The organism is Streptomyces sp. NPDC006643 (genome assembly GCF_042870175.1).
GTDB lineage: Bacteria > Actinomycetota > Actinomycetes > Streptomycetales > Streptomycetaceae > Streptomyces.
On sequence record NZ_JBIAHA010000007.1, the window covers coordinates 97,064 to 119,098 of the forward strand.

General features: G+C 72.0%; 22 protein-coding genes and 1 pseudogene. 13 read left to right on the top strand and 10 right to left on the bottom strand.

The window, feature by feature from the left end:
• Window positions 1-81: 81 nt before the first annotated feature.
• The 3 genes from ACFYNU_RS11770 to ACFYNU_RS11780 are packed head-to-tail and all read left to right on the top strand — an operon-like array spanning window position 82 to window position 3,464.
• Window positions 82-570 (top strand): MarR family winged helix-turn-helix transcriptional regulator, encoded by a 489-nt coding sequence (locus ACFYNU_RS11770; protein ID WP_356587320.1) that lies wholly within the window; start codon window positions 82-84, stop codon window positions 568-570.
• 22 nt (window positions 571-592) lie between these two features.
• Window positions 593-1,324, top strand: coding sequence for a TetR/AcrR family transcriptional regulator (locus ACFYNU_RS11775; RefSeq protein ID WP_356587318.1), 732 nt, complete (start codon window positions 593-595; stop codon window positions 1,322-1,324).
• Window positions 1,325-1,367: 43 nt separating this feature from the next.
• On the top strand, window positions 1,368-3,464 hold the full coding sequence (locus ACFYNU_RS11780; protein WP_356587316.1) for an AAA family ATPase: 2,097 nt from the start codon (window positions 1,368-1,370) through the stop codon (window positions 3,462-3,464).
• A 43-nt stretch (window positions 3,465-3,507) separates the two neighbouring features.
• Here ACFYNU_RS11780 and ACFYNU_RS11785 read toward each other — a convergent pair whose 3' ends face one another.
• Window positions 3,508-3,906 (bottom strand): cytidine deaminase, encoded by a 399-nt coding sequence (locus tag ACFYNU_RS11785; RefSeq protein ID WP_356587314.1) that lies wholly within the window; start codon window positions 3,904-3,906, stop codon window positions 3,508-3,510.
• Between the two features lie 147 nt (window positions 3,907-4,053).
• Between ACFYNU_RS11785 and ACFYNU_RS11790 the strand changes: the two genes are divergently transcribed.
• Complete coding sequence (locus ACFYNU_RS11790; RefSeq protein WP_356587312.1) at window positions 4,054-4,569, top strand: GNAT family protein; 516 nt, start codon at window positions 4,054-4,056, stop codon at window positions 4,567-4,569.
• Here the strand turns inward: ACFYNU_RS11790 and ACFYNU_RS11795 are convergent.
• On the bottom strand, window positions 4,548-5,297 hold the full coding sequence (locus ACFYNU_RS11795; RefSeq protein WP_356587310.1) for a GNAT family N-acetyltransferase: 750 nt from the start codon (window positions 5,295-5,297) through the stop codon (window positions 4,548-4,550). The two genes, ACFYNU_RS11790 and ACFYNU_RS11795, sit on opposite strands and share 22 nt — an antisense overlap.
• 42 nt (window positions 5,298-5,339) lie before the next feature.
• Window positions 5,340-6,203 (bottom strand): polysaccharide deacetylase family protein, encoded by an 864-nt coding sequence (locus ACFYNU_RS11800; RefSeq protein WP_356587309.1) that lies wholly within the window; start codon window positions 6,201-6,203, stop codon window positions 5,340-5,342.
• Between the two features lie 182 nt (window positions 6,204-6,385).
• On the opposite strand from ACFYNU_RS11800, the gene ACFYNU_RS11805 reads away from it, so the two are divergent.
• Window positions 6,386-7,561 (top strand): epoxide hydrolase family protein, encoded by a 1,176-nt coding sequence (locus ACFYNU_RS11805; RefSeq protein WP_356587307.1) that lies wholly within the window; start codon window positions 6,386-6,388, stop codon window positions 7,559-7,561.
• Between the two features lie 23 nt (window positions 7,562-7,584).
• On the opposite strand, the gene ACFYNU_RS11810 is transcribed toward ACFYNU_RS11805, so the two are convergent.
• Window positions 7,585-8,754: a DUF4037 domain-containing protein gene (locus tag ACFYNU_RS11810; RefSeq protein ID WP_356587305.1), complete on the bottom strand. Its 1,170-nt coding sequence runs from the start codon at window positions 8,752-8,754 to the stop codon at window positions 7,585-7,587.
• A 40-nt stretch (window positions 8,755-8,794) separates the two neighbouring features.
• Entirely contained in the window at window positions 8,795-9,634 is an 840-nt protein-coding gene (locus ACFYNU_RS11815) for an NAD(P)H-binding protein (protein WP_356587303.1), read from the bottom strand.
• Between the two features lie 108 nt (window positions 9,635-9,742).
• Here ACFYNU_RS11815 and ACFYNU_RS11820 point away from each other — a divergent pair, with 108 nt between their 5' ends.
• The 3 genes from ACFYNU_RS11820 to ACFYNU_RS11830 all read left to right on the top strand — a co-directional run bounded on the left by ACFYNU_RS11820 (window position 9,743) and on the right by ACFYNU_RS11830 (window position 12,504).
• On the top strand, window positions 9,743-10,621 hold the full coding sequence (locus ACFYNU_RS11820) for a sigma-70 family RNA polymerase sigma factor (RefSeq protein WP_356587301.1): 879 nt from the start codon (window positions 9,743-9,745) through the stop codon (window positions 10,619-10,621).
• 109 nt (window positions 10,622-10,730) lie between these two features.
• Window positions 10,731-11,567, top strand: coding sequence for an SAM-dependent methyltransferase (locus ACFYNU_RS11825; RefSeq protein ID WP_356587299.1), 837 nt, complete (start codon window positions 10,731-10,733; stop codon window positions 11,565-11,567).
• A 61-nt stretch (window positions 11,568-11,628) separates the two neighbouring features.
• Window positions 11,629-12,504: a slipin family protein gene (locus ACFYNU_RS11830; RefSeq protein WP_356587297.1), complete on the top strand. Its 876-nt coding sequence runs from the start codon at window positions 11,629-11,631 to the stop codon at window positions 12,502-12,504.
• A gap of 13 nt (window positions 12,505-12,517) precedes the next feature.
• On the opposite strand, the gene ACFYNU_RS11835 is transcribed toward ACFYNU_RS11830, so the two are convergent.
• Both ACFYNU_RS11835 and ACFYNU_RS11840 read right to left on the bottom strand, forming a co-directional pair.
• Complete coding sequence (locus ACFYNU_RS11835; RefSeq protein WP_388765956.1) at window positions 12,518-13,411, bottom strand: class I SAM-dependent methyltransferase; 894 nt, start codon at window positions 13,409-13,411, stop codon at window positions 12,518-12,520.
• 95 nt (window positions 13,412-13,506) lie between these two features.
• Complete coding sequence (locus ACFYNU_RS11840; protein WP_356587295.1) at window positions 13,507-14,085, bottom strand: XRE family transcriptional regulator; 579 nt, start codon at window positions 14,083-14,085, stop codon at window positions 13,507-13,509.
• Between the two features lie 126 nt (window positions 14,086-14,211).
• Between ACFYNU_RS11840 and ACFYNU_RS11845 the strand changes: the two genes are divergently transcribed.
• Window positions 14,212-15,156 (top strand): NAD(P)/FAD-dependent oxidoreductase, encoded by a 945-nt coding sequence (locus tag ACFYNU_RS11845; protein WP_356587293.1) that lies wholly within the window; start codon window positions 14,212-14,214, stop codon window positions 15,154-15,156.
• Here ACFYNU_RS11845 and ACFYNU_RS11850 read toward each other — a convergent pair.
• Together ACFYNU_RS11850 and ACFYNU_RS11855 are read right to left on the bottom strand one after the other, a co-directional pair.
• Window positions 15,153-15,278, bottom strand: a pseudogene (locus ACFYNU_RS11850) (XRE family transcriptional regulator); the annotation flags it as partial. The gene ACFYNU_RS11845 and the pseudogene ACFYNU_RS11850 overlap by 4 nt on opposite strands.
• 365 nt (window positions 15,279-15,643) lie before the next feature.
• On the bottom strand, window positions 15,644-17,119 hold the full coding sequence (locus ACFYNU_RS11855) for an FAD-dependent monooxygenase (RefSeq protein ID WP_356587452.1): 1,476 nt from the start codon (window positions 17,117-17,119) through the stop codon (window positions 15,644-15,646).
• Window positions 17,120-17,205: 86 nt separating this feature from the next.
• On the opposite strand from ACFYNU_RS11855, the gene ACFYNU_RS11860 reads away from it, so the two are divergent.
• Window positions 17,206-18,378 (top strand): MFS transporter, encoded by a 1,173-nt coding sequence (locus tag ACFYNU_RS11860; protein WP_356587291.1) that lies wholly within the window; start codon window positions 17,206-17,208, stop codon window positions 18,376-18,378.
• Between the two features lie 47 nt (window positions 18,379-18,425).
• Here the strand turns inward: ACFYNU_RS11860 and ACFYNU_RS11865 are convergent, their stop codons facing one another.
• Window positions 18,426-19,184, bottom strand: a complete 759-nt coding sequence (locus tag ACFYNU_RS11865; protein WP_356587450.1) for an SDR family oxidoreductase — start codon at window positions 19,182-19,184, stop codon at window positions 18,426-18,428.
• 211 nt (window positions 19,185-19,395) lie between these two features.
• Between ACFYNU_RS11865 and ACFYNU_RS11870 the strand changes: the two genes are divergently transcribed.
• The 3 genes from ACFYNU_RS11870 to ACFYNU_RS11880 all read left to right on the top strand — a co-directional run bounded on the left by ACFYNU_RS11870 (window position 19,396) and on the right by ACFYNU_RS11880 (window position 22,017).
• Window positions 19,396-20,241 carry a helix-turn-helix transcriptional regulator gene (locus ACFYNU_RS11870; protein WP_356587289.1) on the top strand — a complete coding sequence of 282 codons (846 nt, stop codon included), beginning with the start codon at window positions 19,396-19,398 and terminating at the stop codon, window positions 20,239-20,241.
• 119 nt (window positions 20,242-20,360) lie between these two features.
• Window positions 20,361-21,443 carry a hypothetical protein gene (locus ACFYNU_RS11875; RefSeq protein WP_356587287.1) on the top strand — a complete coding sequence of 361 codons (1,083 nt, stop codon included), beginning with the start codon at window positions 20,361-20,363 and terminating at the stop codon, window positions 21,441-21,443.
• A gap of 97 nt (window positions 21,444-21,540) precedes the next feature.
• Entirely contained in the window at window positions 21,541-22,017 is a 477-nt protein-coding gene (locus ACFYNU_RS11880) for a helix-turn-helix transcriptional regulator (protein WP_356587285.1), read from the top strand.
• Window positions 22,018-22,035 lie beyond the last annotated feature (18 nt).

Sequence of the window (22,035 nt, forward strand, 5' to 3'; positions counted from 1 at the left end):
CCGTTGCGGACTATCTCTTTCGGATTCGGATTGGGGTCTTCCGGATAATCCGTCACGGACCGAATTGTTACGATGGCGGGCATGACCGCCATGACGCCCACCCGCTCGGCACCGGACCTCTCCTACCTCCTCGACCACACCAGCCATGTCCTGCGCACCCGTATGTCGGCCGCGCTCGCCGAGATCGGGCTCACCGCGCGTATGCACTGCGTCCTCGTGCATGCCATGGAGGCGGAGCGCACCCAGATCCAGCTCGCCGAGATCGGCGACATGGACAAGACCACGATGGTTGTCACCGTGGACGCCCTGGAGAAGGCCGGGCTCGCCGAGCGCAAGCCGTCCAGTACGGACCGGCGCGCGCGGATCATCGCGGTCACGGACGGCGGCGCGCGGCTCGCCGTACGGAGCCAGGAGATCGTCGACGGTGTGCACCGGCAGGCGCTGGCGGGGCTCTCCGACGCGGACCGCGAGACCTTCCTGCGGCTGATGAACGGCCTGGCGGAAGGGGAGTTGGCGGCGCCGTCCGAGACGCCTGGGGTGGCGCGGCGGGCGCGCCAGCGCGAGAAGTAGGCGCTGCGTACGCTTCATGCCCATGAGCGAGACGGCGGCGGCAGCGGAAAGCGCGAGCGGTGCGGACGGTACGCCGGACGGTGCGGACGGCGCGGTCGGCGCGGACGGTGCGCACGGCGCGGACGGGCTGCGTGAGCGCAAGAAGCGGCAGACGTACGAGCGGCTGTCCGAGACGGCGATCGCGCTCTTCCTGGAGAAGGGCTTCGAGAAGGTGTCGGTGGCCGAGATCGCAGCCGCCGCCGAGGTCTCGAAGCCGACGCTCTTCCGCTACTTCCCCGCCAAGGAGGACCTGGTGCTGCACCGGTTCGCCGATCACGAGGACGAGGCCGCGCGGGTGGTCGCGGGTGCGGGCGGCGGCGCGGGCGCCGGGTCGCCGCTGGAGGCGCTGCACCGGAACTTCGCGGACGGGCTCGCCCGCCGGGACCCGGTGACCGGCCTCAACGACGATCCGCGGGTGCTGGCCTTCCACGGTCTGCTGTACGGGACTCCGTCGCTGGTCGCGCGGGCGTACGCGTATCAGGGCCGGTCCGAGGCCGTGCTGGCGGAAGCGCTGGTGCGGGCGGCTCCCTCGGCGGAGCCGGTGGTGGCACGGCTCGCGGCCGGCCAGATCGTCGCGGTGCAGCGCGTGCTCGCCGAGGAGAACTGGCGGCGGATCGCGGCCGGTGAGAGTGCCGACGGGGTGTATCCGGACGCGGTGGCGGCGGCGGAGCTGGGGTTCGGGCAGCTGCGGAGCGGACTCCCCTTCGGAAACTGATTCACGGTAACGAATTTAACTCGGTTGCGTTATTCTCGGTGGAATGACGTTTCCCGACCCTTCCCAAGCGCTCGGTGAAGAGCGGACCTACCACGACCTGTGCCGTACGGCCCTGAAGGGCATGATCGACGGCGCCGAGGAACGGGTCGCCACCGGCGCCGACGTCTCCGCCTCCGGGGCGGACGCGGAAGTCCTCGGCTACCAATTCCGCAGCCAGGCAAAGGAGTTGGCCGAGCTGCCGGCCGGCCCGCTGTTCTTCGGGCGGCTGGACTTCGGGCCGGATCTTGGTGGGAGCGGCGGCGAGCACGCCGGGCAGAGCTACCACATCGGCCGCATCCGCATCAGTGAACACCCCGCGTCCCCGCCCCTCGTGATCGACTGGCGCGCCCCGGTCTCGCGGGCGTTCTACCAGGCGCGCGCCACCGACCCGCGTGGTGTCGCCGTGCGCCGCCGGTTCGGCTGGGCGCCCTGGAGCGAAGGGCTGTCGGAGGAGCTGACAGGCCTGGAGGACGAAGTCCTCCAACGGACAGAGCCCGCCCCCGCCGGCGTGAGTTCCGAACCTGCCGCCGCGAGCACGGTGAGTTCCGCCCCCGGCACGATCCTCGCCGGTGAGATCGAGCGCCCCCGCGTCGGCCCGATGCGCGACATCGTCGCCACCATCCAGCCCGAGCAGGACGATCTCGTACGGGACGAACTCACCGTGTCCGTCTGCGTCCAGGGCGCCCCCGGCACCGGCAAGACCGCCGTCGGCCTGCACCGCGCCGCGTATCTTCTCTACACCCACCCCGACCGGATCAAGCGCGGCGGACTGCTCATCCTCGGGCCGAACCGCACCTTCCTCTCCTACATCGCCGAGGTGCTGCCCGCCCTCGGCGAGACGGGCGTCCGTCAGTCGACGGTCGAGGACGAGGTCGCGCGCCACCCCGTCCGGGCCGAGGACGACCCGGCCACCGCGCTCGTCAAGCACGATGTGCGGATGGCGGCCGTACTGCGCCGCGCGCTGTACGGGCGGGTGCGGGTGCCCGTCAACTCCCTTGAGGTGCCGGACGGTTCGTACCGCTGGCGGGTGCCGGTCGCGGAGCTGGAGCGGATCGTGGCCGACGTGACGCGGGAAGCTCCGCCGTACGCGATCGGTCGCGAGCGGGTCCGCACCCGCGCCGTACTGCTGATCCAGCGGCAGGCCGAACGCCGTTCGGGCGTCAGGAACAACGCCTGGCTCCAGAAGATCTCCCGCGCGCGGCCGGTGTCCGCGTTCGTGGAGGAGGTCTGGCCGAAGATGACCCCGGAGGAGGTCGTGGCGCAGCTGCTGTCGGATCCGGCCGGCGCGGCGGACGCCACCGACGGCATTCTCGACGCGGCGGAGCGGCGCGCGCTGATGTGGGCCCGGCCGCGTTCCGCGCGTACGGCAGCCTGGTCGGCGGCCGATCTGCTGCTTCTGGACGAGGTGGCCGGGCTGCTCGAACGCCAGGACAGCTACGGCCACATCGTGGTGGACGAGGCCCAGGACCTCTCCCCGATGCAGTGCCGCGCCATCGCGCGCCGCGCTGGGTTCGGCTCGCTGACCGTGCTCGGCGACCTGGCGCAGGGCACCACCCCGTGGGCGGCCCGCAGTTGGCCGGAACACCTCGCGCAGCTGGGCGCGCCGGATGCCTCGATCGCTCAACTGACCGTCGGATTCCGGGTACCGGGCGCGATCGTCACGCTGACGAACCGGCTGCTCGGCACGTTGGACGTGGACCTGCCTCCCGCCACGTCGCTGCGCGCGGACGGCGAACTGCGCGTCGAGAAGGTGCCGGAGGCGGCGGGGATGGGTGCGGCCGTGGTCGACGCGGTCCGTACGGCTCTCGCGTACGACGGGTCGATCGCCGTCATCGCCGCCGACACCGACATCGCGCCCCTGCGCGAGGCGCTGACCGGGGCGGGCCTGGCGCCCGCAACCCCCGCCCCCGGCGAACTGGGCGCCCGCGTCACACTGTTGCCCGCCTCGCTCGCCAAGGGCCTCGAATACGACCATGTCGTCGCGGTCGAACCGGCCACGATCGCGACGGCGGAGAGCCGTGGCGCGTACCGGCTGTACGTGGTGCTGACGCGGGCGGTCTCGCGTCTGCACGTGCTGCACAGCGCGGAGTTGCCGTTCTAGCCGCCGTTCTGGCTGCGGTTCTTGCTGCCTTCGGTCGCCGGTTCTAGCCGCCGTTCTCGGTGGGTGGTTCGTAGGCGTACGGCAGCAACTCCCGTACCAGCACGGCCCGTAGGCCGTTCTCCGTCCGCACCACGACCTCGATCCCCGGGAAGTAGTCCAGCAGCACCTGCCGGCAGCGCCCGCAGGGCGACTGCACGCCCCGTCCCTCGTTCCCGACGGCCACGACGGTGACGAGGTCGTACGCGCCGACGGCCGCCGCCGCGCCGATCGTCACCAGCTCGGCGCAGGGGCCGCCGGTGAAGTGGTAGACGTTCAGGCCCGTGAAGATCCGGCCGTCCCGGTCCCGGGCGGCGCACGCCATGGTGTGGTCGTCGCCCTTGGCGTGGGTCGCGGCGAGGCGCGTCGCCGCGTCGACAAGCTCATGATCGAGGTCCGCTGTCATGCGACGGAACGCTACTCGCGCCCGGCCACCGCCGTCCGCAGCCGGTACACCGCCGTGCGCCGCCCGTCCGCCGCACCCCACATGACGTGCGCTCCAAGGAAAGAAAACCGATTCCCGGACCGATCAGCGCCCCGGTACCGTGCCGGGATGCCCGCACTTCAGCTGCTCCGTCCTGACCACGCTCCGGCGATCCTCGCCTTCGAGCGCGCGAACCGGGCCTACTTCGCCGCCTCGATCCCCGACCGGGGCGACGCGTACTTCACCGATTTCGCCCAGCGCCACGCGGACCTGCTCGCCGAGCAGGCCACCGGGCTCTGCTACTTCCATGTGCTGGTGACGGGCGACGAAGACCCGACGGACGGCGAAGGCCCGACGGGCGGCGAGGTGGTCGGGCGTGTCAACCTCGTCGACGTGGCGGACGGGGTGGCCGAGCTGGGGTACCGGATCGCCGAGAAGGCGGCCGGCCAGGGGCTGGCGACGGACGCCGTCCGGCGGATCTGTGTGCTGGCCGCGGGGACGTACGGGCTGACCGCGCTGCGCGCGAAGACCACCGACGACAACGCCGCATCGCACGCCGTGCTGACCCGTACGGGATTCGTGCCCACCGGCGCGATCGACCTCAACGGCGTCCCGGGAACGACCTACATCCGCACGCTGAGCTGAGCGCCCAGATCCCGGAACCCGAGCGTCGCCGCCACCCGCCGCGAGGCGTACGGCCGGGCCCGCCACTGCGGCAGCAGCCCCGCGTCCAGCGCGTGCGCCACCGCCGCCGACGCCACGGTCCTGGCCAGACCCCGGCCCCGATGGCGCGGGGCGACGAGAACGCAGAGGTGGGCGACCGACCGGGGCCAGGACAGATAACCGGCCGCCGCGACCACCTCACCGCCGTCCACCAGCAGGAACGCCGGCGACGTGATCTCGTCCAGACCGCTCTCGCCCGCGTCGTCGTGCCCGACGGCGGCCAGCAGCGCCGCCACCGCATCCGCGTCGCCCGCCACCCGCTCGACCGTGCCGCCCGCGCCCCCGGCCGGCGCGGGCACGAACGCGTCCCGGCCGCCGTCCAGATAGCAGAGCGTGGCGGGCCCCAGCACGTCGAGCACCGGAGCCGTACCGCTCAGGGCCGTGCCGAGCTGGACGGGGTCGGTCAGTTCCTCGTACGACAGCGTCCGTGCCGCCGCGCCCAGCGCCTCGGCGCTCCGCGCGTCCGGCGCGGTGACGAGGGTGGCGTCACCGATCCGTACGATCCCGGCCCAGCCCGGCGGGCAGAGCAGTGAGCCGGGCGCCATCACGACATCGGCGGGGGAGGCGAACTCGGCCGGGACACCGGCGAGTTCGGTCCACAGGGCGCGCGCGTGGGTCACCGTCGGGCCGGCGCGGGTCTCCAGGTCCATACGGCGACGGTAGGACGGAACACCGGCGCCGCGCGACCGACTTCACTCCAGGTGGTGGTGCGCGTAGTGCTCGGCGATCTCGTCGCTCGTCGTGAGCCAGACCCCCGGATGGTTCGCGATGTGCTCGAGCGCCTGGTCCAGATACTTGTGCCGGAACGGCTGGTTGATGACGAAGGGGTGCAGCACCAGCGACATCACCCGGCCGCTGTCCGCCGCGTCCTCGTACAACTGCTCCAGCTGGTCCCGCACGATCCGCACGAAGTCCGGGCCGCTGAGGCTCTTGCCGACGAACAGGCTGATGTCGTTGACCTCGATGGAGTACGGGACGCTGAGCATGCCGGGCACGTTCAGCGCGTACGGCTGGTCGTCGTTCGACCAGTCCAGCAGATAGCTCAGGCCCAACTCGGCAAGCAGGGAAGGCGTGTTGTACGTCTCGGTGAGCGCCGGTCCCAGCCAGCCACGCGGGCGTCGGCCGGTGTCGCGTTCGATGGTGTCGACCACGTCGGTGAGAAAGGCGCGCTCCTCGTCACGTGTCATGTCGGCCTGGAAGAGGGAGTTGTTCCTGCCGTGCGCGATCCACGCCCAGTCGCGGTCGCGGCCGGCCCGCACGATCTGTGGATAGCGGGTGCCGACATCGGAGTTGAGCATCACGCTCGCCCGTACGCCGTGCCGGTCGAGGCTGTCGATCAGCCGCCAGATGCCGACCCGGGGGCCGTAGTCGCGCCAGCCGTAGTTCAGCGGGTCGGGCGCGAGGCCGGCGGTGCCCGGGAAGATGCTCGTGGAGGGGCGGTCGACCTGGTAGTGCTCGACGTTGAGCCCCACGTAGAAGGCGATGCGGGCGCCGTTCGGCCATCGGAGGGGCGGGCGTTCGACGATGGGGCTGTAGTCGAAGAGCTGGTTGTCCATGAGGGCTCACCTCGTGTGTGTCGTGCTCGCTGACGGATCCCACGGATCTCACGGATCTGACGGATCCGTCAGGGCTGTCCGGGCGGTACGGGCTGTCCGAGCTGTACGGGCTGTCGGACAGAGCGTCGGACGTTGACACCGGTGTGAAGGTCAAGGCGCGGACTCAAATACCATGCGCCGCTATGAGCATCACCCCGTTCCGTATCGACATCCCGCAAGGTGATCTGGACGATCTCCACGACCGTCTCGACCGCACCCGCTGGCCCGACGAGCTGCCGGGCGCGGGCTGGGCGTACGGCATCCCGCTCGGTCAGCTCCGCGAGCTGGCGCACCACTGGCGGCACGGGTACGACTGGCGGGCCGCCGAGGCCGAGTTGAACCGGTGGCCGCAGTTCACCACCACCATCGACGGGGCGCACATCCACTTCGCCCATGTCCGTTCGCCGGAACCGGACGCGACGCCGCTGATCATGACGCACGGCTGGCCGGGCTCGATCGTCGAATTCCTGGACGTGGCGGGCCCGCTCACCGACCCCCGCGCGCACGGCGGCGACCCGGCCGACGCGTTCCATCTGGTGCTGCCGAGCATCCCCGGCTTCGGATTCTCCGGGCCCACCCGGGAGAAGGGCTGGGAGTTCCGGCGGGTCGCCGGGGCGTTCGGCGTGCTGATGGAGCGGCTGGGCTACGAGCGGTACGGCACCCAGGGCGGCGACTGGGGAGCGGCGATCTCCCGCGAGCTGGGCCGCCTCCGGCCCGGCCAGGTCGTCGGCGTACACCTCAATCTGCTGCCGGGCGGCGGCCAGACGCAGGAGCCGACCGGGGCGGAACTGGCTCCGCTGAGCCCACAGGAGCGCCGGCGCACGCGGGCGTCCTGGGAGCGGGGGCGGGAGTTCGCCCGTGAACGCCAGGGGTACGCCGACATCCAGTCGACGCGCCCGCAGACACTGGCGTACGGCCTGACGGACTCACCCGTCGGCCAACTGGCCTGGATCGCCGAGAAGTTCCACGAGTGGGCCGACACGACGGACGGCCGCCCGTACGGCGCGATCGACCGGGACCGGCTGCTCACGAACGTGATGCTGTACTGGCTGACCGGCACCATCGGCTCATCGGCCCGTATCTACTACGAGCGGGCGCACGCCCCGTACTGGGGCGCACCGCCCGACCCGTCCACGGTGCCGACCGCGCTGGCCGACTTCGCGCACGACAACTTCATCCCGCTGCGCCACATCGCGGACCTGACGAACAACATCACGCGCTGGACCTCGTACGACCGGGGCGGCCATTTCGCGGCGCTGGAGGTGCCGGAGCTGCTGGTGGCGGACGTACGGGAGTTCTTCCGCACCGTCGGCGAGTGACGCGGCGCGGATGAGGGCGGTCGTCAGTCAGACCCCGTGACGGGGGACCCGGCGAGGGGCCCGGCGAGGGTGGGCCCGGTGAGGGCGTCCACCGCCGACCGCCGAGGGGCGTTCAGGCCGAGGAAGTCCGTGCTGTCCGCCCACTGGTCCACCCCGCCGGTCAGCGGCAGCCCGCGCAGTTCGGGATCGGTGACAGTCGCCGCCAGGGCCTGGGCGAAGCGTTCGGCGTGCAGCACCTGGAACGGCCGGTCGTGGTACGGCCGGCGCGCCGGGTCCTGCGGCTCCGCGAGCCCCGTCGCGTTCTGGAGCGCGGCCACGAACTCGTACGCGTCGCACAGATGCCGCTCCCGCGCCGGATACTCCGTCGCCGCCAGCGCGCCCGTCAGCGACGGCAACAGCTCGCCGGCGACCGCGAGCCGCCCGAAGGCGCTGCCGAGCCACTTGCTGTACGGGGCGTACGCCCGCCCCAGCAGCAGGCACAGCCGCATCAGATCGCGCACCAGCCGCCCCGCGACGACCGCCGACCCGAGCGGGTCCCCGGCCTCGGCACACCGGCCGACGAACGCCTCCTCCTGCGAGATCCGCTGCCACTGACAGGCCAGCAGATAGCGCCACACCTGATCCGGGTACCACGCCAGCCGGGCGCGCGCCGCGCCGAGCGTGCCGAGTCCGTCATGGAACACCGCGCCGCCGGTGACCTCCGTGAGCCGCTGCTGGGGCATGGCCAGCCAGTCGCGTACGGACGGCTCCGCCGTCACGGGCGTGCCGAGTCTGGTCCGCAGCCAGCCGCCGACCTCGTCGACCGACACCCGGTGGTTGACCGTCCCGTCCGTCAACTCCATCGATCCAATGGGGACTTCGGGGTCGTGGTGGTGGAAGTGGGTGGGCCAGCCGCGTACCTGCTTCGGCAGCCGTTCCGCGAACAGCCGGTGCAGATCGGCCCCGTGCCGGGCGGTGTCGTCCGGTGCGAGGAAGAGATTCAGGCGCGGTCCCCACTCGTGGTCGGCGGAGCGGGCCGAGTCGAAGCCGAGCACCTCGGAGCCGGAGCCGACGCGGGCGGCGGTGTACCGCAGGCCGGGGTAGGCGCTGTCGAGGACGGGCCGTACCGCTTCCTCGTACAGGATCCGGGAGAGTTCGAGACCGGGGAGGAACGCGGGGTCGGTGTCGGGGCCTGGGCTGGCGTCGGTGTTCACGGGCCAACTCTGGAGGACGGGGCGGGACGGCCGCCACGCATTACCCGCGCGCTCCGGCTGCCCGCTCCGCCAGGAAGTCCTCCCAGGTCCGCCGCCCGACGTCGGCCCCGTCGAGGGCCAGATTGTCCCCGGCCCGGTACGCGCGGCCGACCTTGCCCGGGACGCGCAGCGGCACCGTTGGGCGGCGGGGCGGGCGGTGCGTCTGGCGGCGCGTCGGGCGGTGCGTCTGGCGGCCGGTGGCGCGCGCCTGGAGATAGCCGCGGGTCAGTTCGTCCAGCCGGTACAGCTTCGGCCCGGCGAGGTCGGCCACCCGGCCGGCCGGTTCGCCGAGGGCCAGCTCCACCAGCCGGGCCGCCACGTCGCGGGCGTCGACCGGCTGCATCCGGATGCCACCCGGTGCCAGAAGCACCGGCAGCTTCGCCATCGGCCGCGTCATGGTCAGGACCAGGTCGTGGAACTGCGCCGCCCGCAGCGTCGTCCACGGCAGCTCCGACTCCTCGACCGCCCGCTCCGCGCCTGCCTTGGCCCTGAAGTAGCCGATCGGCATCCGGTCGGCGCCGATGACCGAGATGTAGACGAAGTGCCGTACGCCGACACGTGACGCGGCCCGCACCAGATTCCGCGTCGCCTCGTCGTCACCCTTGGGACCGCCCGCGAGATGCAGGACGGTCCCGGCGCCGTCCACCGCGGACTCGATCGCCTTCTCCGCCTCGGCGCCGTCCCCCTTGAGCAGGTCGGCGGCGACGTACTCGACGCCCTCCTGAGGCGCGCGGCCGTGTCTGCTGAGCACGCGTACGTCATGGCCGGCGTCGCGCAGCAGGGGAGTGACGAAACGTCCGAGCGTGCCCGTGCCGCCCGTGACCAGAATTGATGACGTCATGGCTTCTCCAAGCTCTCTCGGCTCTCGTGGACCGGGTGTTTCCCGGTCACATCGACGGGGTTGAGAGGGTCTACTTCACTGACACCCGGCGAGCGAGGAATGTGACCGATGGACGAGACCAGTTGGCTGCTGGAGCGTTTTGAGGAAGACCGGCCTCGTCTGCGCGCGGTCGCCTACCGGATGCTCGGCTCGGCGAGCGAGGCCGACGACGCCGTTCAGGAGACCTGGCTGCGCCTCGACCGTGCCGACACCGGCGGGGTCGAGAATCTGCGCGGCTGGCTGACCACGGTGGTGGCGCGGGTGTGCCTGAACATGCTGCGTACGCGCGCCTCGCGGCGCGAGGACCCGCTCGACACCGGCGCGCACGGCGAGGCGGGCGCGCGGGTCGACCCCGAGGAGGAGGCGGTACTCGCCGACTCCGTCGGGCTGGCCCTGCTGGTCGTACTCGACACACTGGCCCCCGCCGAGCGGCTGGCCTTCGTCCTGCACGACATGTTCGCCGTGCCCTTCGACGAGATCGCCCCGATGCTGGAGCGCTCCCCGGCGGCGGCGAGACAACTCGCGAGCCGTGCCCGCCGCCGGGTCAAGGGGGCCTCGCCCGTTCCCGAGGCGGACCTGACGCGCCGGCGCCAGGTCGTCGAGGCATTCCTCGCGGCATCCCGGGGCGGGGACTTCGAGGCGCTGGTCGCGCTGCTCGACTCGGACGTGATCCTGCGCGCCGACCGCGCGGCGGGCCCCACCCGCGAGCCGATCACACTCCGCGGCGCGCGGAACGTCGCGAAGGGCGCGTCCATGGCGGCGGAACGGGTCAGGTTCACCCGGTCCGCGCTGCTGAACGGGTCGCCCGGACTGGTGATGGCCCCGGGCGGCAGGCTGTTCCTGGTTCTCGCGTTCACGATCGTGGACGGCAAGGTCACCGAGATCGACATCATCGCGGAACCGGAGCGGCTGGACCGGGTGGAGGTGGCGGTGCTCGACGCGCCGTGACGGCGTGCGCGAGCGCGGCGGCCCATCCTGTCCGAGAGCCCCGGCCGAGCTGCCGATGGCGCGACGGCCCGACGCATGCCCCGACCGAAGAGCGGAGAGAGTGTCTTATATGAGTGAGCGCGACCTTCAGCCGAAAGGCCCGTCGTCGGCGGGCACCTGGTGCTGCCTGGGCGGGGGCCGGATCTACACGGAGGCGGACAAGGAACTGGCCGAGGCCATCGCGCTCAGCTTCCCCGTCGTCCCGGCGGCGGCCCGCGCCTCACGGGCCTTCCTGGAGCGCGTCGTGGACCACACCGCGCGGGCCGGCATCACACAGTTCCTCGATCTGGGCACCGGCCTGCCGGTCGATCCGAACACCCACCAGGTGGCGCAGGCCATCGACCGGAGCGCGCGGATCGTGTACGTCGACAACGACCCGACCGTCCTCGAACACGGCCGTGCGCTGACGCCCCTCGGATCCCCCGAGGGCGCCGTCGAGTACCTGGACGCCGATGTCCGCGACGTACGGCACGTACTGGACGCGGCCGGCGAGATCCTCGACCTGGACCGGCCGGTCGCGGTCCTGATGCTGTCCATGCTCGGACACATCGAGGACCCGGCCGAGGCAGCCGCCGTCGCTCAGCGCTATATGAGCGCCGTGGCGCCCGGCAGCTACCTCGCCACATGCGACTCGGTGGACTCCCCGGACATGCGGGCGGCGGCAGCGGCGTACGCGGCGGGCGGCGGTCCGCCGATCTACCTCCGTACGGCCGCCCAGCTGGAGCCCGCCGGCGCCGGCCTCGAATTCCTCGCCCCGGTCGGCCCCATCAACCTCTGGCACCCGGCCGGACCGCCCCCCGAGCAGACCTCCGTACAGACCCCCGAATCGGCTCCCGAGGCGGCTCCCGAACCCGTCGACCAGTGGGGATTCGTCGCGCGGAAACCGGCCGCCGCCACGGACCGGTAGGGACGGTCCCCGCAGTCGTATCGTTGGAGGTGAGACCTCGGTCCGGCGTCAGGGGTTGATCATGGGCGAGGCACTGGTTGTAGTGGTCATAGCGCTCGTATGCGTATGCGGCATCTACGCGCTGGCGGCGGCACGCGTCGTCAAGCAGTACGAGCGAGGCGTGGTCTTCCGGCTCGGCCGGCTGCGCGAGGGCATTCGAGGGCCCGGATTCCAGCTGATCCTTCCGTTCGTGGACAGGCTCAGCAAGGTCAACATGCAGATCGTGACGATGCCCGTCCCGGCACAGGACGGCATCACGCGCGACAACGTCACCGTGCGCGTGGACGCGGTCATCTACTTCAAGGTGGTCGACGCGGCGGACGCGATGATCCGGGTCGAGGACTACCGCTTCGCGGTGTCCCAGATGGCGCAGACGTCGCTGCGGTCGATCATCGGTAAGAGCGATCTGGACGATCTGCTGTCGAACCGCGAGAAGCTGAACGAGGGCCTGGAGCTGATGATCGACAGCCCCGCCATCGGCTGGGGCGTGCAGATCGACCGGGTCGAGATCAAGGACGTGTCGCTGCCGGAGACCATGAAGCGGTCGATGGCACGCCAGGCCGAGGCGGACCGTGAGCGCCGCGCGCGGGTGATCAACGCGGACGCTGAGCTACAGGCGTCGAAGAAGCTCTCCGAGGCGGCCAGGCAGATGGCCGGCCAGCCCGCCGCGCTCCAACTGCGGCTGTTGCAGACGGTGGTGGCAGTCGCCGCCGAGAAGAACTCCACGCTCGTGCTGCCCTTCCCCGTCGAACTGCTCCGGTTCTTGGAGCGCGCCACGCCCGCGGAGGCGGAGCAGGCCGTGAAGGCGGTGTCGGGCGTCGCGGAGGAGAAGCAGCACGAGCAGCAGGGACAGCGGGAAGAGGAGCAGCAGCAGGGGCGGGAGAAGCAGTCCGTCTGAATGCCCGTAGTGGTCAGTTACGCCGTGCCGCCCAGACCGCGCGTTCCGTACGTACCGTCAGGTCGGCGCGGCGCAGGACGCTGTGGGGGCTCCCGGTGTCCAGCAACTGGTCGAGCGCGGTGAGGTCTTCGGGGGACAGCGCCTCGGCGATGGCGCCGCGCATCCGGGTCAGGCTGCTGAGCGCGTAGCGGCCGACGGCTTCGGGGTGGGGCGGGCCCAGCTTCACGGTGACGGTGCGTTCACCTTCGACGGTGAAGCCGGCGGCGGTCAGCTTGCCGCCCCAGTCGGCGCCCCGGTGGGGCACCTGCGCGGCGTGGTGGCGGTCGATCACGGCGTGGCAGCGTTCTTCGAGTCCGGGGCGGTCCGCCGGGGCGTCCTCGGGCAGGAAGCGCGGGAAGCCCGCCAGTTCGACGACGGCGAACAGCCCGCCGGGGGTGAGTGTGTCGTGGACCTGGCGCAGGGTGCGGTCGGGGTCGGCCATGTGGTGCATGGAGGCCGACGCCCAGATGAGTTCGGGTGCGCCGAGGTCCGGCCAGTCACCGTCGAGGTCGGCCTGGACGGTGCGTACCTGATCGGCGAGACCGGCCGCCTCGGCCTTCTCCCGCAGCCGGTCCAGATGGCTGGTCGAGGTGTCGACGGCGGTCACCCGGGCCTGGGGGAAGCGCGTGAGCAGGGCGAGGGTGCCGGCTCCGGTGCCGCAGCCGAGGTCCACGATGCGGCGGGGGTCGGCTTTGACGGGCAGCCATGTGGTGATGGAGGCGATGTGTTCGGCGAGCACCTCGGCGTCGAGGTCCAGCATGTCCGCCTGATCGTGCTGGGCGTCGGCATCGTGCGAGGCATGCGGGGTGTGCGAGTGCGGGGTGTGGGAGGAGTGCGGGGCGTGCGGATCATGGGCGGCGTGTGTCATGGCGGCAACGCTATGAGGATCATGGGCGTGGCGCCCGGTCGCTGTCCGGAACGGCAAGAAGGTGGGCGCCAGGCTGCTCGTCGCGCAAGTGGCCGTCAGCCCGACGGCCCGTCGTCGCCGCGCTGATGCCCCCGGCGGGCGTCGCGGTCGAAGATGCCCAGCAACTCGCAGGGCCCGCCCTCGGCGCCGATCGCGTGCGGCAGCATCGTGGGGAACTCGGCGGCCTGGTTGGTCTCCACACGGAAGCGCCGGTTGCCCAGGAGCAGGACTGCTGTGCCGGAGAGGACGACGAGCCATTCGCGGCCGGGGTGGGCGCGCATGCGTGAGGGGTTGTCGGGCGGGGGGTCCGTCAGCCGTTGGCGTACGACACTCAGTCCGGGGTCGGCCCGGACCGGCCAGCGCATCTGCTGGCGGGCGGCGTCGATCGTCGGGCTGGAGATGACGTCGTCCGTCGCGGTCTCGACCAGTTGGTCCAGGGTCGTGTCCAGGGCGCGGGCGAGGGTGACGAGCTGGTCGAGTGCGAGACGGCGCTGACCGTTCTCGATCCGGCTGAGGGTGGAGGGGCTGAGCCGGGCGCGGGTGGCAAGTTCGTCCAGGGACCAGCCCTGTGCCGCGCGCAGGGCGCGCACTCGCTTGCGTACGAGGCTGTCCAGATCTCCATCATCTTGCGTCATGGGCAACATGCTATGCCTCATGCGCAAGCTCTGCTTACGGTGGTCGTACCAGGGTCGGCCCCCGGAGCCGGCCCGCGCGAGAAGAGGTACGCCATTCAAGCAACAACCACCACCGTCGACGCCGTCGTGATCGGCGGCGGAGCAGCAGGGCTGAACGGCGCGCTGATGCTCGCCCGCTCCCGCCGCTCCGTCGTCGTCATCGACGCCGGCACACCCCGTAACGCGCCCGCCGACGGCGTGCACGGCCTGCTCGGCCAGGAGGGCGTGCCACCGGCGGAACTGCTGCGCCGGGGGCGCGAGGAAGTGCGCGGTTACGGCGGCGAGTTGGTGGCCGGTGAGGTGATCTCCGCCGTCCCGGCCGACCCCTCCGCCGAGGGCGACCCACGCTTCACGGTCACCCTCGCCGACGGCACCGCCCTGCGGGCACGCCGGCTGCTCGTCGCCACCGGTCTGCGCGACGTACTGCCCGACGTCCCCGGGCTGGCCGAGCACTGGGGACACGGGGTGGTGCACTGCCCGTACTGCCACGGCTGGGAGGTACGCGACGAACCCATCGGGATCCTGGCCGTCGGCCCGGTCTCCGTCCATCACGCGCTGCTGTTCCGGCAGTTGACCGACGACTTGGTCTACTTCACCCGGGGCACCGGCCTGGACGAGGAGACCCGCGCACGCTTCGCCGCCCGCGCCATCCGTGTCGTCGACACCCCGGTGGGGGCGGTCGAGTCCACCCCGGACGGCCATGTCGAGGGCGTGCGACTGACCGACGGGCAACTCGTGGCCCGCCGCGTCATCGCGGTGGCGACCGGTATGTGGGCCCGTACGGAAGGTCTGACCGGTCTGGATCTGCCGATGGAGGATCTGCCCGGCGGTATGGGCCGGCACTTCGCCACCGGCATGGCGGGAGTCACCCCGGTCCGGGGCGTGTGGGTGGCGGGCAATGCCACCGACCTGTCCGCGCAGGTCGGCGCCTCCGCCGCCGCGGGCGCCCTGGCCGGCGCGCACATCAACGCCGACCTGGCCACCGCCGACACAGACGCGGCCCTCGCGGCCACCGTCCCCGCGACCGCCTAGGCGCCGGATCTCGGCGCCGCGCGCACATGCGCCCGCTCGCCCTGCTTGCCGACGAGGCTCAGAAACTCGACGGGGCCGGCGCCGGTGGCCCCGAACCAGTGGGGCGTACGGGTGTCGAACTCCTCGGGGCGCTCCTGTCGGCCGGTTACCGCGACGCGTTCGACGGCCGGCTCGGCGCCGTACCCGTCCCGGAGGGCGTCGCCGACACCGCCCGCGAGGGCATCGCCAACGCCGTCGAAGCCGCCGACAAGGCGGGCGGCCCGCACACGGAGGCACTGGTCGGGGCCGCCCAGGAGTCGTTCGTCGCCGGTTGGCAACAGGCGATGTGGGCGGGCGTCGCCGTCATGGCTCTGCTCTTCATCCACGTCCTCGTACGAGGTCCCCGGCGCCCGGCAGCCACATCCACGCCCGCGTCCACGCCCACACCCGCGCTCACACCCACGCCCGAACCCGAACCTGAGACGGAGCGGGCCGGGGGATGACAGCGTCAGAGGGACGGGGCCGGCGCGTCCGCCCATCGGCGTAGGGCGGCTTCGAGGCCGGTGACAGCGGTGGCGCCCCCGCTGTCGGCGGCCCAGGCGACCACCCCGTCAGGGCGTACCAACACCCCTACGGGCGCCGCGAGTTCGTCGCGTACGACACGCACCCGACCGGACCTGGCGCCCGCGGCCGGACCGGCGAACGCGCCGTCCGGAGTGCGGTCGAGCAGCAGGAACTCGCCGCCGTGGCCGTGGTCGACCAGCCGGGAGCCGTCCCCCAGCCACAGGTCGGGAACGTGGCGGCCGAGCAGCGGATGGTCGCCGGACAGATCGTCGCCGGTCAGGTCGACGCGCTGCGTGACGCCGGAGATCATCTTGACCGCGTATGTCACGCCGTCCCGCGTGCTCAGCAGATCGGCGACGACCTTCCGCAGCGCGGCCGATTTGGCGTCCCCGCGCAGCACCCCGATCTGCGACCGGGTCCAGTCCAGCACCCAGGCGCCGACGGGGCGGCGCTCGGCGTCGTACGTGTCGAGCAGCCCTTCCGGCGCCCGCCCGGCGATCACGGCACCGAGCTTCCAGCCCAGGTTCATCGCGTCGCCGACCCCGAGATTGAGCCCCTGACCGCCGAACGGCGGGTGTACGTGCGCGGCGTCGCCCGCCAGCAGCACCCGGCCCGACCGGTAGGCGGCGGCCTGGCGGGTGTTGTCGGTCCAGCGGGTCGGGGTGGCGTGCAGGGCGGTCAGTGTGACGCCGGTGCCGGAGATCCGGCGCAGCGCGCTCTGTACGTCTTCGAGGGTGACCGGCGCCGAGCGGTCGGCGGGAGGGCTGTCGAACTCCATGGTGGCCACCCGGCCGGGCTGCGGCCCGCAGCGGTACACGCCCCGCGGCGACCACACCCATCCCTCCTTCAGCGGCGAGGGGCCGGCGATGTCGGCGACCGCCTGGTAGCCGGTGAGTTCGGGGTCGGTGCCGGGGAAGTCGATGCCCGCGAGGCGGCGTACGGCGCTGTGCCCGCCGTCGCACCCGACCAGCCAGCCGGTGCGCACCGTACCGTCGGTGGTGCCGACGAGCACACCGTCGCCGGTGTCTTCGAGCGCGCCGACCTCCACCCCGCGACGTACCCGCACACCGAGCCGCGCGACGTGCTCCGCCAGCAGTGCCTCCAACCGCTGCTGCGGCAGCATCCGCGCCCGGTCGGCGGCGGTGTGCGCGGCGAGGTCGGGATCGGACCAGTCCACGAGGGCGGGGTCGAGGACCATGCCCGCGAAGTGTCCGGTGGCGGGCAGCAGGCCCCGGCGGTCGAGCGCCTCGGCCGTCGGCACGTTGATCGACTGCGCCTTCATCGCCTGGTCCGGCTCGGTCAGCCGCTCCAGTACCTGCACCGTCGCCCCGGCGAGCGCCAGCTCCGCGGCGAGCACGAGGCCCACGGGCCCGGCTCCGACCACGGTCACATCCGTCTCGTTCCGCTGCTTCGCATTCATCGTCACGAACACTGTTCTACGCACGAACACTGTTCGTGTCAAGGATCGGCGACCACGGCCCCCCGGCCGCTCCGAGAATTCGACGCATGCGCAGCTACCAAACCCTTTTCAGGACACCGGAGTTCACCCCCTTCCTGCTCTCCTTCACCGCCTTCGCCTCGGCCCAGACGATCGGCGGTCTGGCCCTCGCCACGCTGGTCTTCCGGGCCACCGGCTCCCCGCTCCTGTCGGCGTTGAGCATGTTCGGCCCGCAGCTGGCGCAGTTACTGGGAGCCACGTTCCTGCTCTCGGGCGCCGACCGGCTGCCGCCGCGCGCGATCCTCAGCGGTCTCGGGCTCGCCTTCGCGGCCGGTACGGCGGTGCTGGCGCTGCCCGGTCTGCCGCTGTGGGCGGTCTTCGCCGTCCTGCTCGCGCAGGGCCTGGTCGCGTCGTTGGGCGGGGGCGTACGCGGGGGACTGCTCACCGAGATCCTGTCCAAGGACGGCTATGTCCTGGGGCGTTCGGTGTACAACATGGTCTGGGGCCTGACACAGATGGCCGGGTTCGCGACCGGCGGCGTACTGCTGACGCTCCTGTCACCACGGACCTGTCTGCTCCTCGCGGCGGCGCTGTACGCGCTGTCGGCGCTCGTCACCCGCCTGGGCCTCACCGCCCGCCCACCGCGCGTCGCCGGCCGCCCCTCCCTGGCGGCGACCTGGCGCACCAACGCGCTCCTGTGGTCCTCACGGCCCCGCCGGCTGACATATCTGGGCCTGTGGATCCCCAACGGCCTGGTGGTCGGCGGTAATTCGCTGTACGTCTCCTACGCCCCCGAATCCGCCGGCACGCTGTACGCGTGCGGGGCGCTGGGCATGTTCGCGGGCGACCTGGCGGTGGGCCGCCTCGTACCGCCCGCGTGGCGCCCCCGTCTCGCGACGCCGCTGCGCCTGCTGCTGGCGGTGCCGTATCTGTTCTTCATCCTGCGGCCGGGAGTCGGGCCCGCGGCCGTGGCCGCCGCCGTCGCCTCCGTCGGTTTCGCCGCGACCCTGGTCCTCCAGGAGCGGCTGCTCTCCCTCACCCCCGACGACCTCACCGGCCAGGCCCTCGGTCTGCACGCCACCGGCATGACCGCCCTCCAGGGCGCCGGCGCCGCCCTCGCCGGCCTGCTGGCCCAACTGACCTCCCCGGCAACGGCGATCACGCTGATGGCCGCCGGATCGATCACCGTGACCGCGATCCTCGCGGCGCTGAACCGACACGAGGCGCGCCGGCCGGACTGAGGGGTGTCGTACGGGGGTGGGCGCCGGAGACGGGTGACGCGTACTCGTCAGGCGCCCGCGCCGCCGTCCACCGGCACGATCGCGCCCGTCACCATCGACGCCCGGTCGCTGAGCAGCCACGCGGCGGCCTCGGCGACCTCGCGGGGCTCGGCCATCCTGCCGAGGGGGATGGCGGCCGTCAGACGCTCGACGATGCCGGGGGACGCCGCCTCCCACGCGTCGATCATCTCCGTGGCGGTGCCGCCGGGGGTGATGCCGTTCACGCGGATGCCATGACGCGCCCAACTCACTGCGGCGCTCTCGGTGATGCTGTTGAGCGCGCGCTTCATCGCGCCGTACGCGGGGAGTTCCGGGTTCGCGCGGCGGCTGCCGATGCTGGAGGTGTTCACGATCGCCCCGCCGCCGCCCCGGCGCATGAGCGTGGCCTCGGCCGTCATCGCGGTCCAGTGGGAGCGGAAGTTCACCTCGAACTGCTCGTCGATGTCGTCGTCGGCCGTCGTGTCGAGCGGGCCGGGCCGCCGCTGGATCGCCGCGCCGTTGTTGAACGCGCCGTCGAGCCTGCCGTGCAGCTCCTCGACGCGGTCGACCGCCGCGCGGACGCTCCCGCGGTCGGCGAGGTCCAGCGGTACGGCGTCGGCGACGCCGCCGTCGGCGCGGATCTCGGTGACGATCCGCCGCAGGGCGTCGGTGGAGCGGGCGGCGAGCACCACGGCGGCCCCCTCGGCGGCGAAGAGCCGGGCGGCGGCTGCCCCGATGCCACGGCTGGCGCCGGTGATCAGCACCACCTTGCCGGTCAGCAGCCCCATGGGCCCGAGGTACGTGCGGGTCGCCTGGCCCGTCTGCTCCGTCTGCTCCGTCTGGCCCGTCTGGTTCATCTCCCTGGTCAGGTTCGTCTGGCTGGTCTGGCTGGTCTCGCTCGTCTGGTTCGTCATGCGGTCAGTGTCGGACCGGCCCGCGAGCCGATACAGGCACAGCCGGTACCAGGATCCGTCGCCGCGCGGCGCGCAGACTGGAGGTATGGACAAGCAGGAGCTGGGCGCGTTCCTCCGCAGCCGGCGCGAGCGGCTGCGGCCCGAGGACGTCGGCCTTCCCTCCGGCGCGCGGCGCCGGACACCGGGGCTGCGCCGCGAGGAGGTGGCGGTTCTCGCGCACATCTCCACCGAGTACTACGTCCGGCTCGAACAGGGCAGGGCGCCGCGCCCCTCCGGCGAGGTTCTCGCCGGGATCGCGGGCGCGCTGTTGCTCACGGACGCCGAGTCCGACCATCTCCATGTCCTCGCGGGCACCGCGCCGACCCGTACCGGACTGCACCGGCGCGATGTCCGCCCGAGCATCCTCGCGCTCATCGAGCGGCTGCCGCAGACGGCCGCTTTCGTGACGTCCGCCGTATTCGAGGTGCTCGCGTGGAACGACCTCGCGGCCTCGCTGATGGAGGACTTCGCCGCACTCGCTCCGGCGGACCGCAACCTCGCGCGCCGCGCGTTCCTCGGCCCGGCGCACGCCGGCGCGACGCTGTACGGGGTCTCCGACGCCGCCGAGTTCCGCCACCACGTCGTCATGAGCCTGCGGCCCGCTCTCGCCCGCTATCCGTCCGACCCCGCGGTGACCGGACTCGTCGACGAACTCCGCGCCGGCAGCCCGGAGTTCGCCCGGCTCTGGGAGCGGCACGACGTACAGGCCGCGCCGATGCTCACGAAGACGTTCCGGCACCCGGCCGTCGGAGAGATCACCGTCGACTGCGACTCACTGGCGCTCACGGACCGCGACCAGTACCTCGTGCTCTACACCGCGCCCCAGGGTTCCCGCGACGGCGAGGCCCTGGCACTCCTGAACGTCCTCGGACCCGAGAGCCGTGGTGCGTAGGCACCGCTAAGGAGCCGTCAAATACGGCCCTCGCCGCGTATGGGTCCCGCCATGGGCCGAACTGCGAATTCGTCATCTCCGTAGCCACGATCAGTGGAAGGCGACGCGAAGGAGCGACCGTGCCGGACAGGAACACGCAAAGCGGCGGGAACATGGCCCGCCATCTCAAACTGCCGTGGAAATCCAGCCTTGAGGCCACCTGGCAGACCATCGGTGAACTGCCTTGGAGAACCATCGCCGAGATTCTTGGGAAATCCGGCCTTGAGGGGGCTCCGCACGCGATTCAGGCGGGCGGAATTCTCGCGGAGAGTGATCTGGTCTATGCCGTCGGCGTCGGGGTGAACGGGGATGTGGGGGCGAAAGCCGCCCTGGAGGAGATCGTCCGGTGGCGCCAGGGCCGGGGGGAGCCGGAGCTGAATCTCTACAAGCTGGGCGCCGGACTGGCCAACATCGCAGGTCTGGGAGCGTACGCCGCCTCCGGTGTCGGCGCGGTGAGCCCGGCGGTGGGCGGAGCCGGCGCGCAGCTCGCGGGGATGGCGTATCTGGTGATAGAGGGCTCGTCCAAGGATCCGGCGAGGGCCACGGTCTCCCTCGCCAGAAGAGCGATGGACGCCGGCCGCGAGGGTTACTCCTATCTGGTGCAGGGCTACGGCACGGGAATCCTCAACAAGGACGTCTACGCGGCCGGGCTCGGGCTGAACGGGCTCGTCGGGGCGCAGGCTTTCTCGGACGAGTTCGGGAATCTGGTGCGCACATTCAAGGGTCCGGACGACAATTCACCGAAGCCGAATTACGGGAAGATGTTCGGCGGGCTGCTCAATATGGCCGGGGCGGTGGGCTACGCCGTAGGCAGCTCCAACCTGCTCCACGAAGTGGTCCCGCACAAATACGTCCAGCTCGTACGCGGCCTGTCCGCGGCGGTCGAGGCGGTCTCGTACGGCGTGATCATCGGCTCCGAGGTGTCGGCACGGGCGGCGGCGGCACGGGTGGCGGCGGCCCGCGCGACGGCGACACGCGGAGCCCCACCACTGCTCCCGGTCCACACCGCGCCGGTCCCGGCGGTGGACGCGCGAATCGTCTCCGCCCTCACCCCCGCCCCCAGCCGGGCACCGTCCCCGACGTCCCTCCCGGCGACCCCGACACCCCCGACGCGAAACACGCCGCCTGCCCTCCAGCCACCGCGCGCCGCGCACAGACGCTGACGGCGTGGACCGGCCTCGAAGCGGGCCGGTCTGTTGTGTGGAACACTTTTGCAAGCGGGTGCTTGCAAAAGTTAGCAAGAGTGGGCACCCTGGGGTCATGGCATCACTCAACGTCGGCAATCTCGGTGAGTACCTGCGCGAGCAGCGGCGCAACGCGCAGCTGTCGTTGCGGCAGCTCTCCGAGGCCGCCGGGGTGTCCAATCCGTATCTCAGCCAGATCGAACGCGGTCTGCGCAAGCCGAGCGCGGACATCTTGCAGCAGCTCGCCAAGGCGCTGCGGATCTCCGCCGAGACGCTGTACGTGCAGGCCGGGATGCTCGACGAGCGGGAGCGCGAGGAGTTGGAGACGCGTGCCGTCATCCTCGCCGACCCGTCGATCAACGAGCGGCAGAAGCAGGTGCTTCTGCAGATCTACGAGTCCTTCCGTAAGGAGAACGGGCTCGGCGCCGAGGACACGGAAGTGTCGGCGACCACGGAACCGGCCGGTAAGGGCGCCGGTACCGGTGGCGGGGAAGCCGATGAGGACACGCCCGGTACGGCCGGCGGCGGTGCCGCCACCCCACCCTCACACTGACTACCGGAGGACCACAGT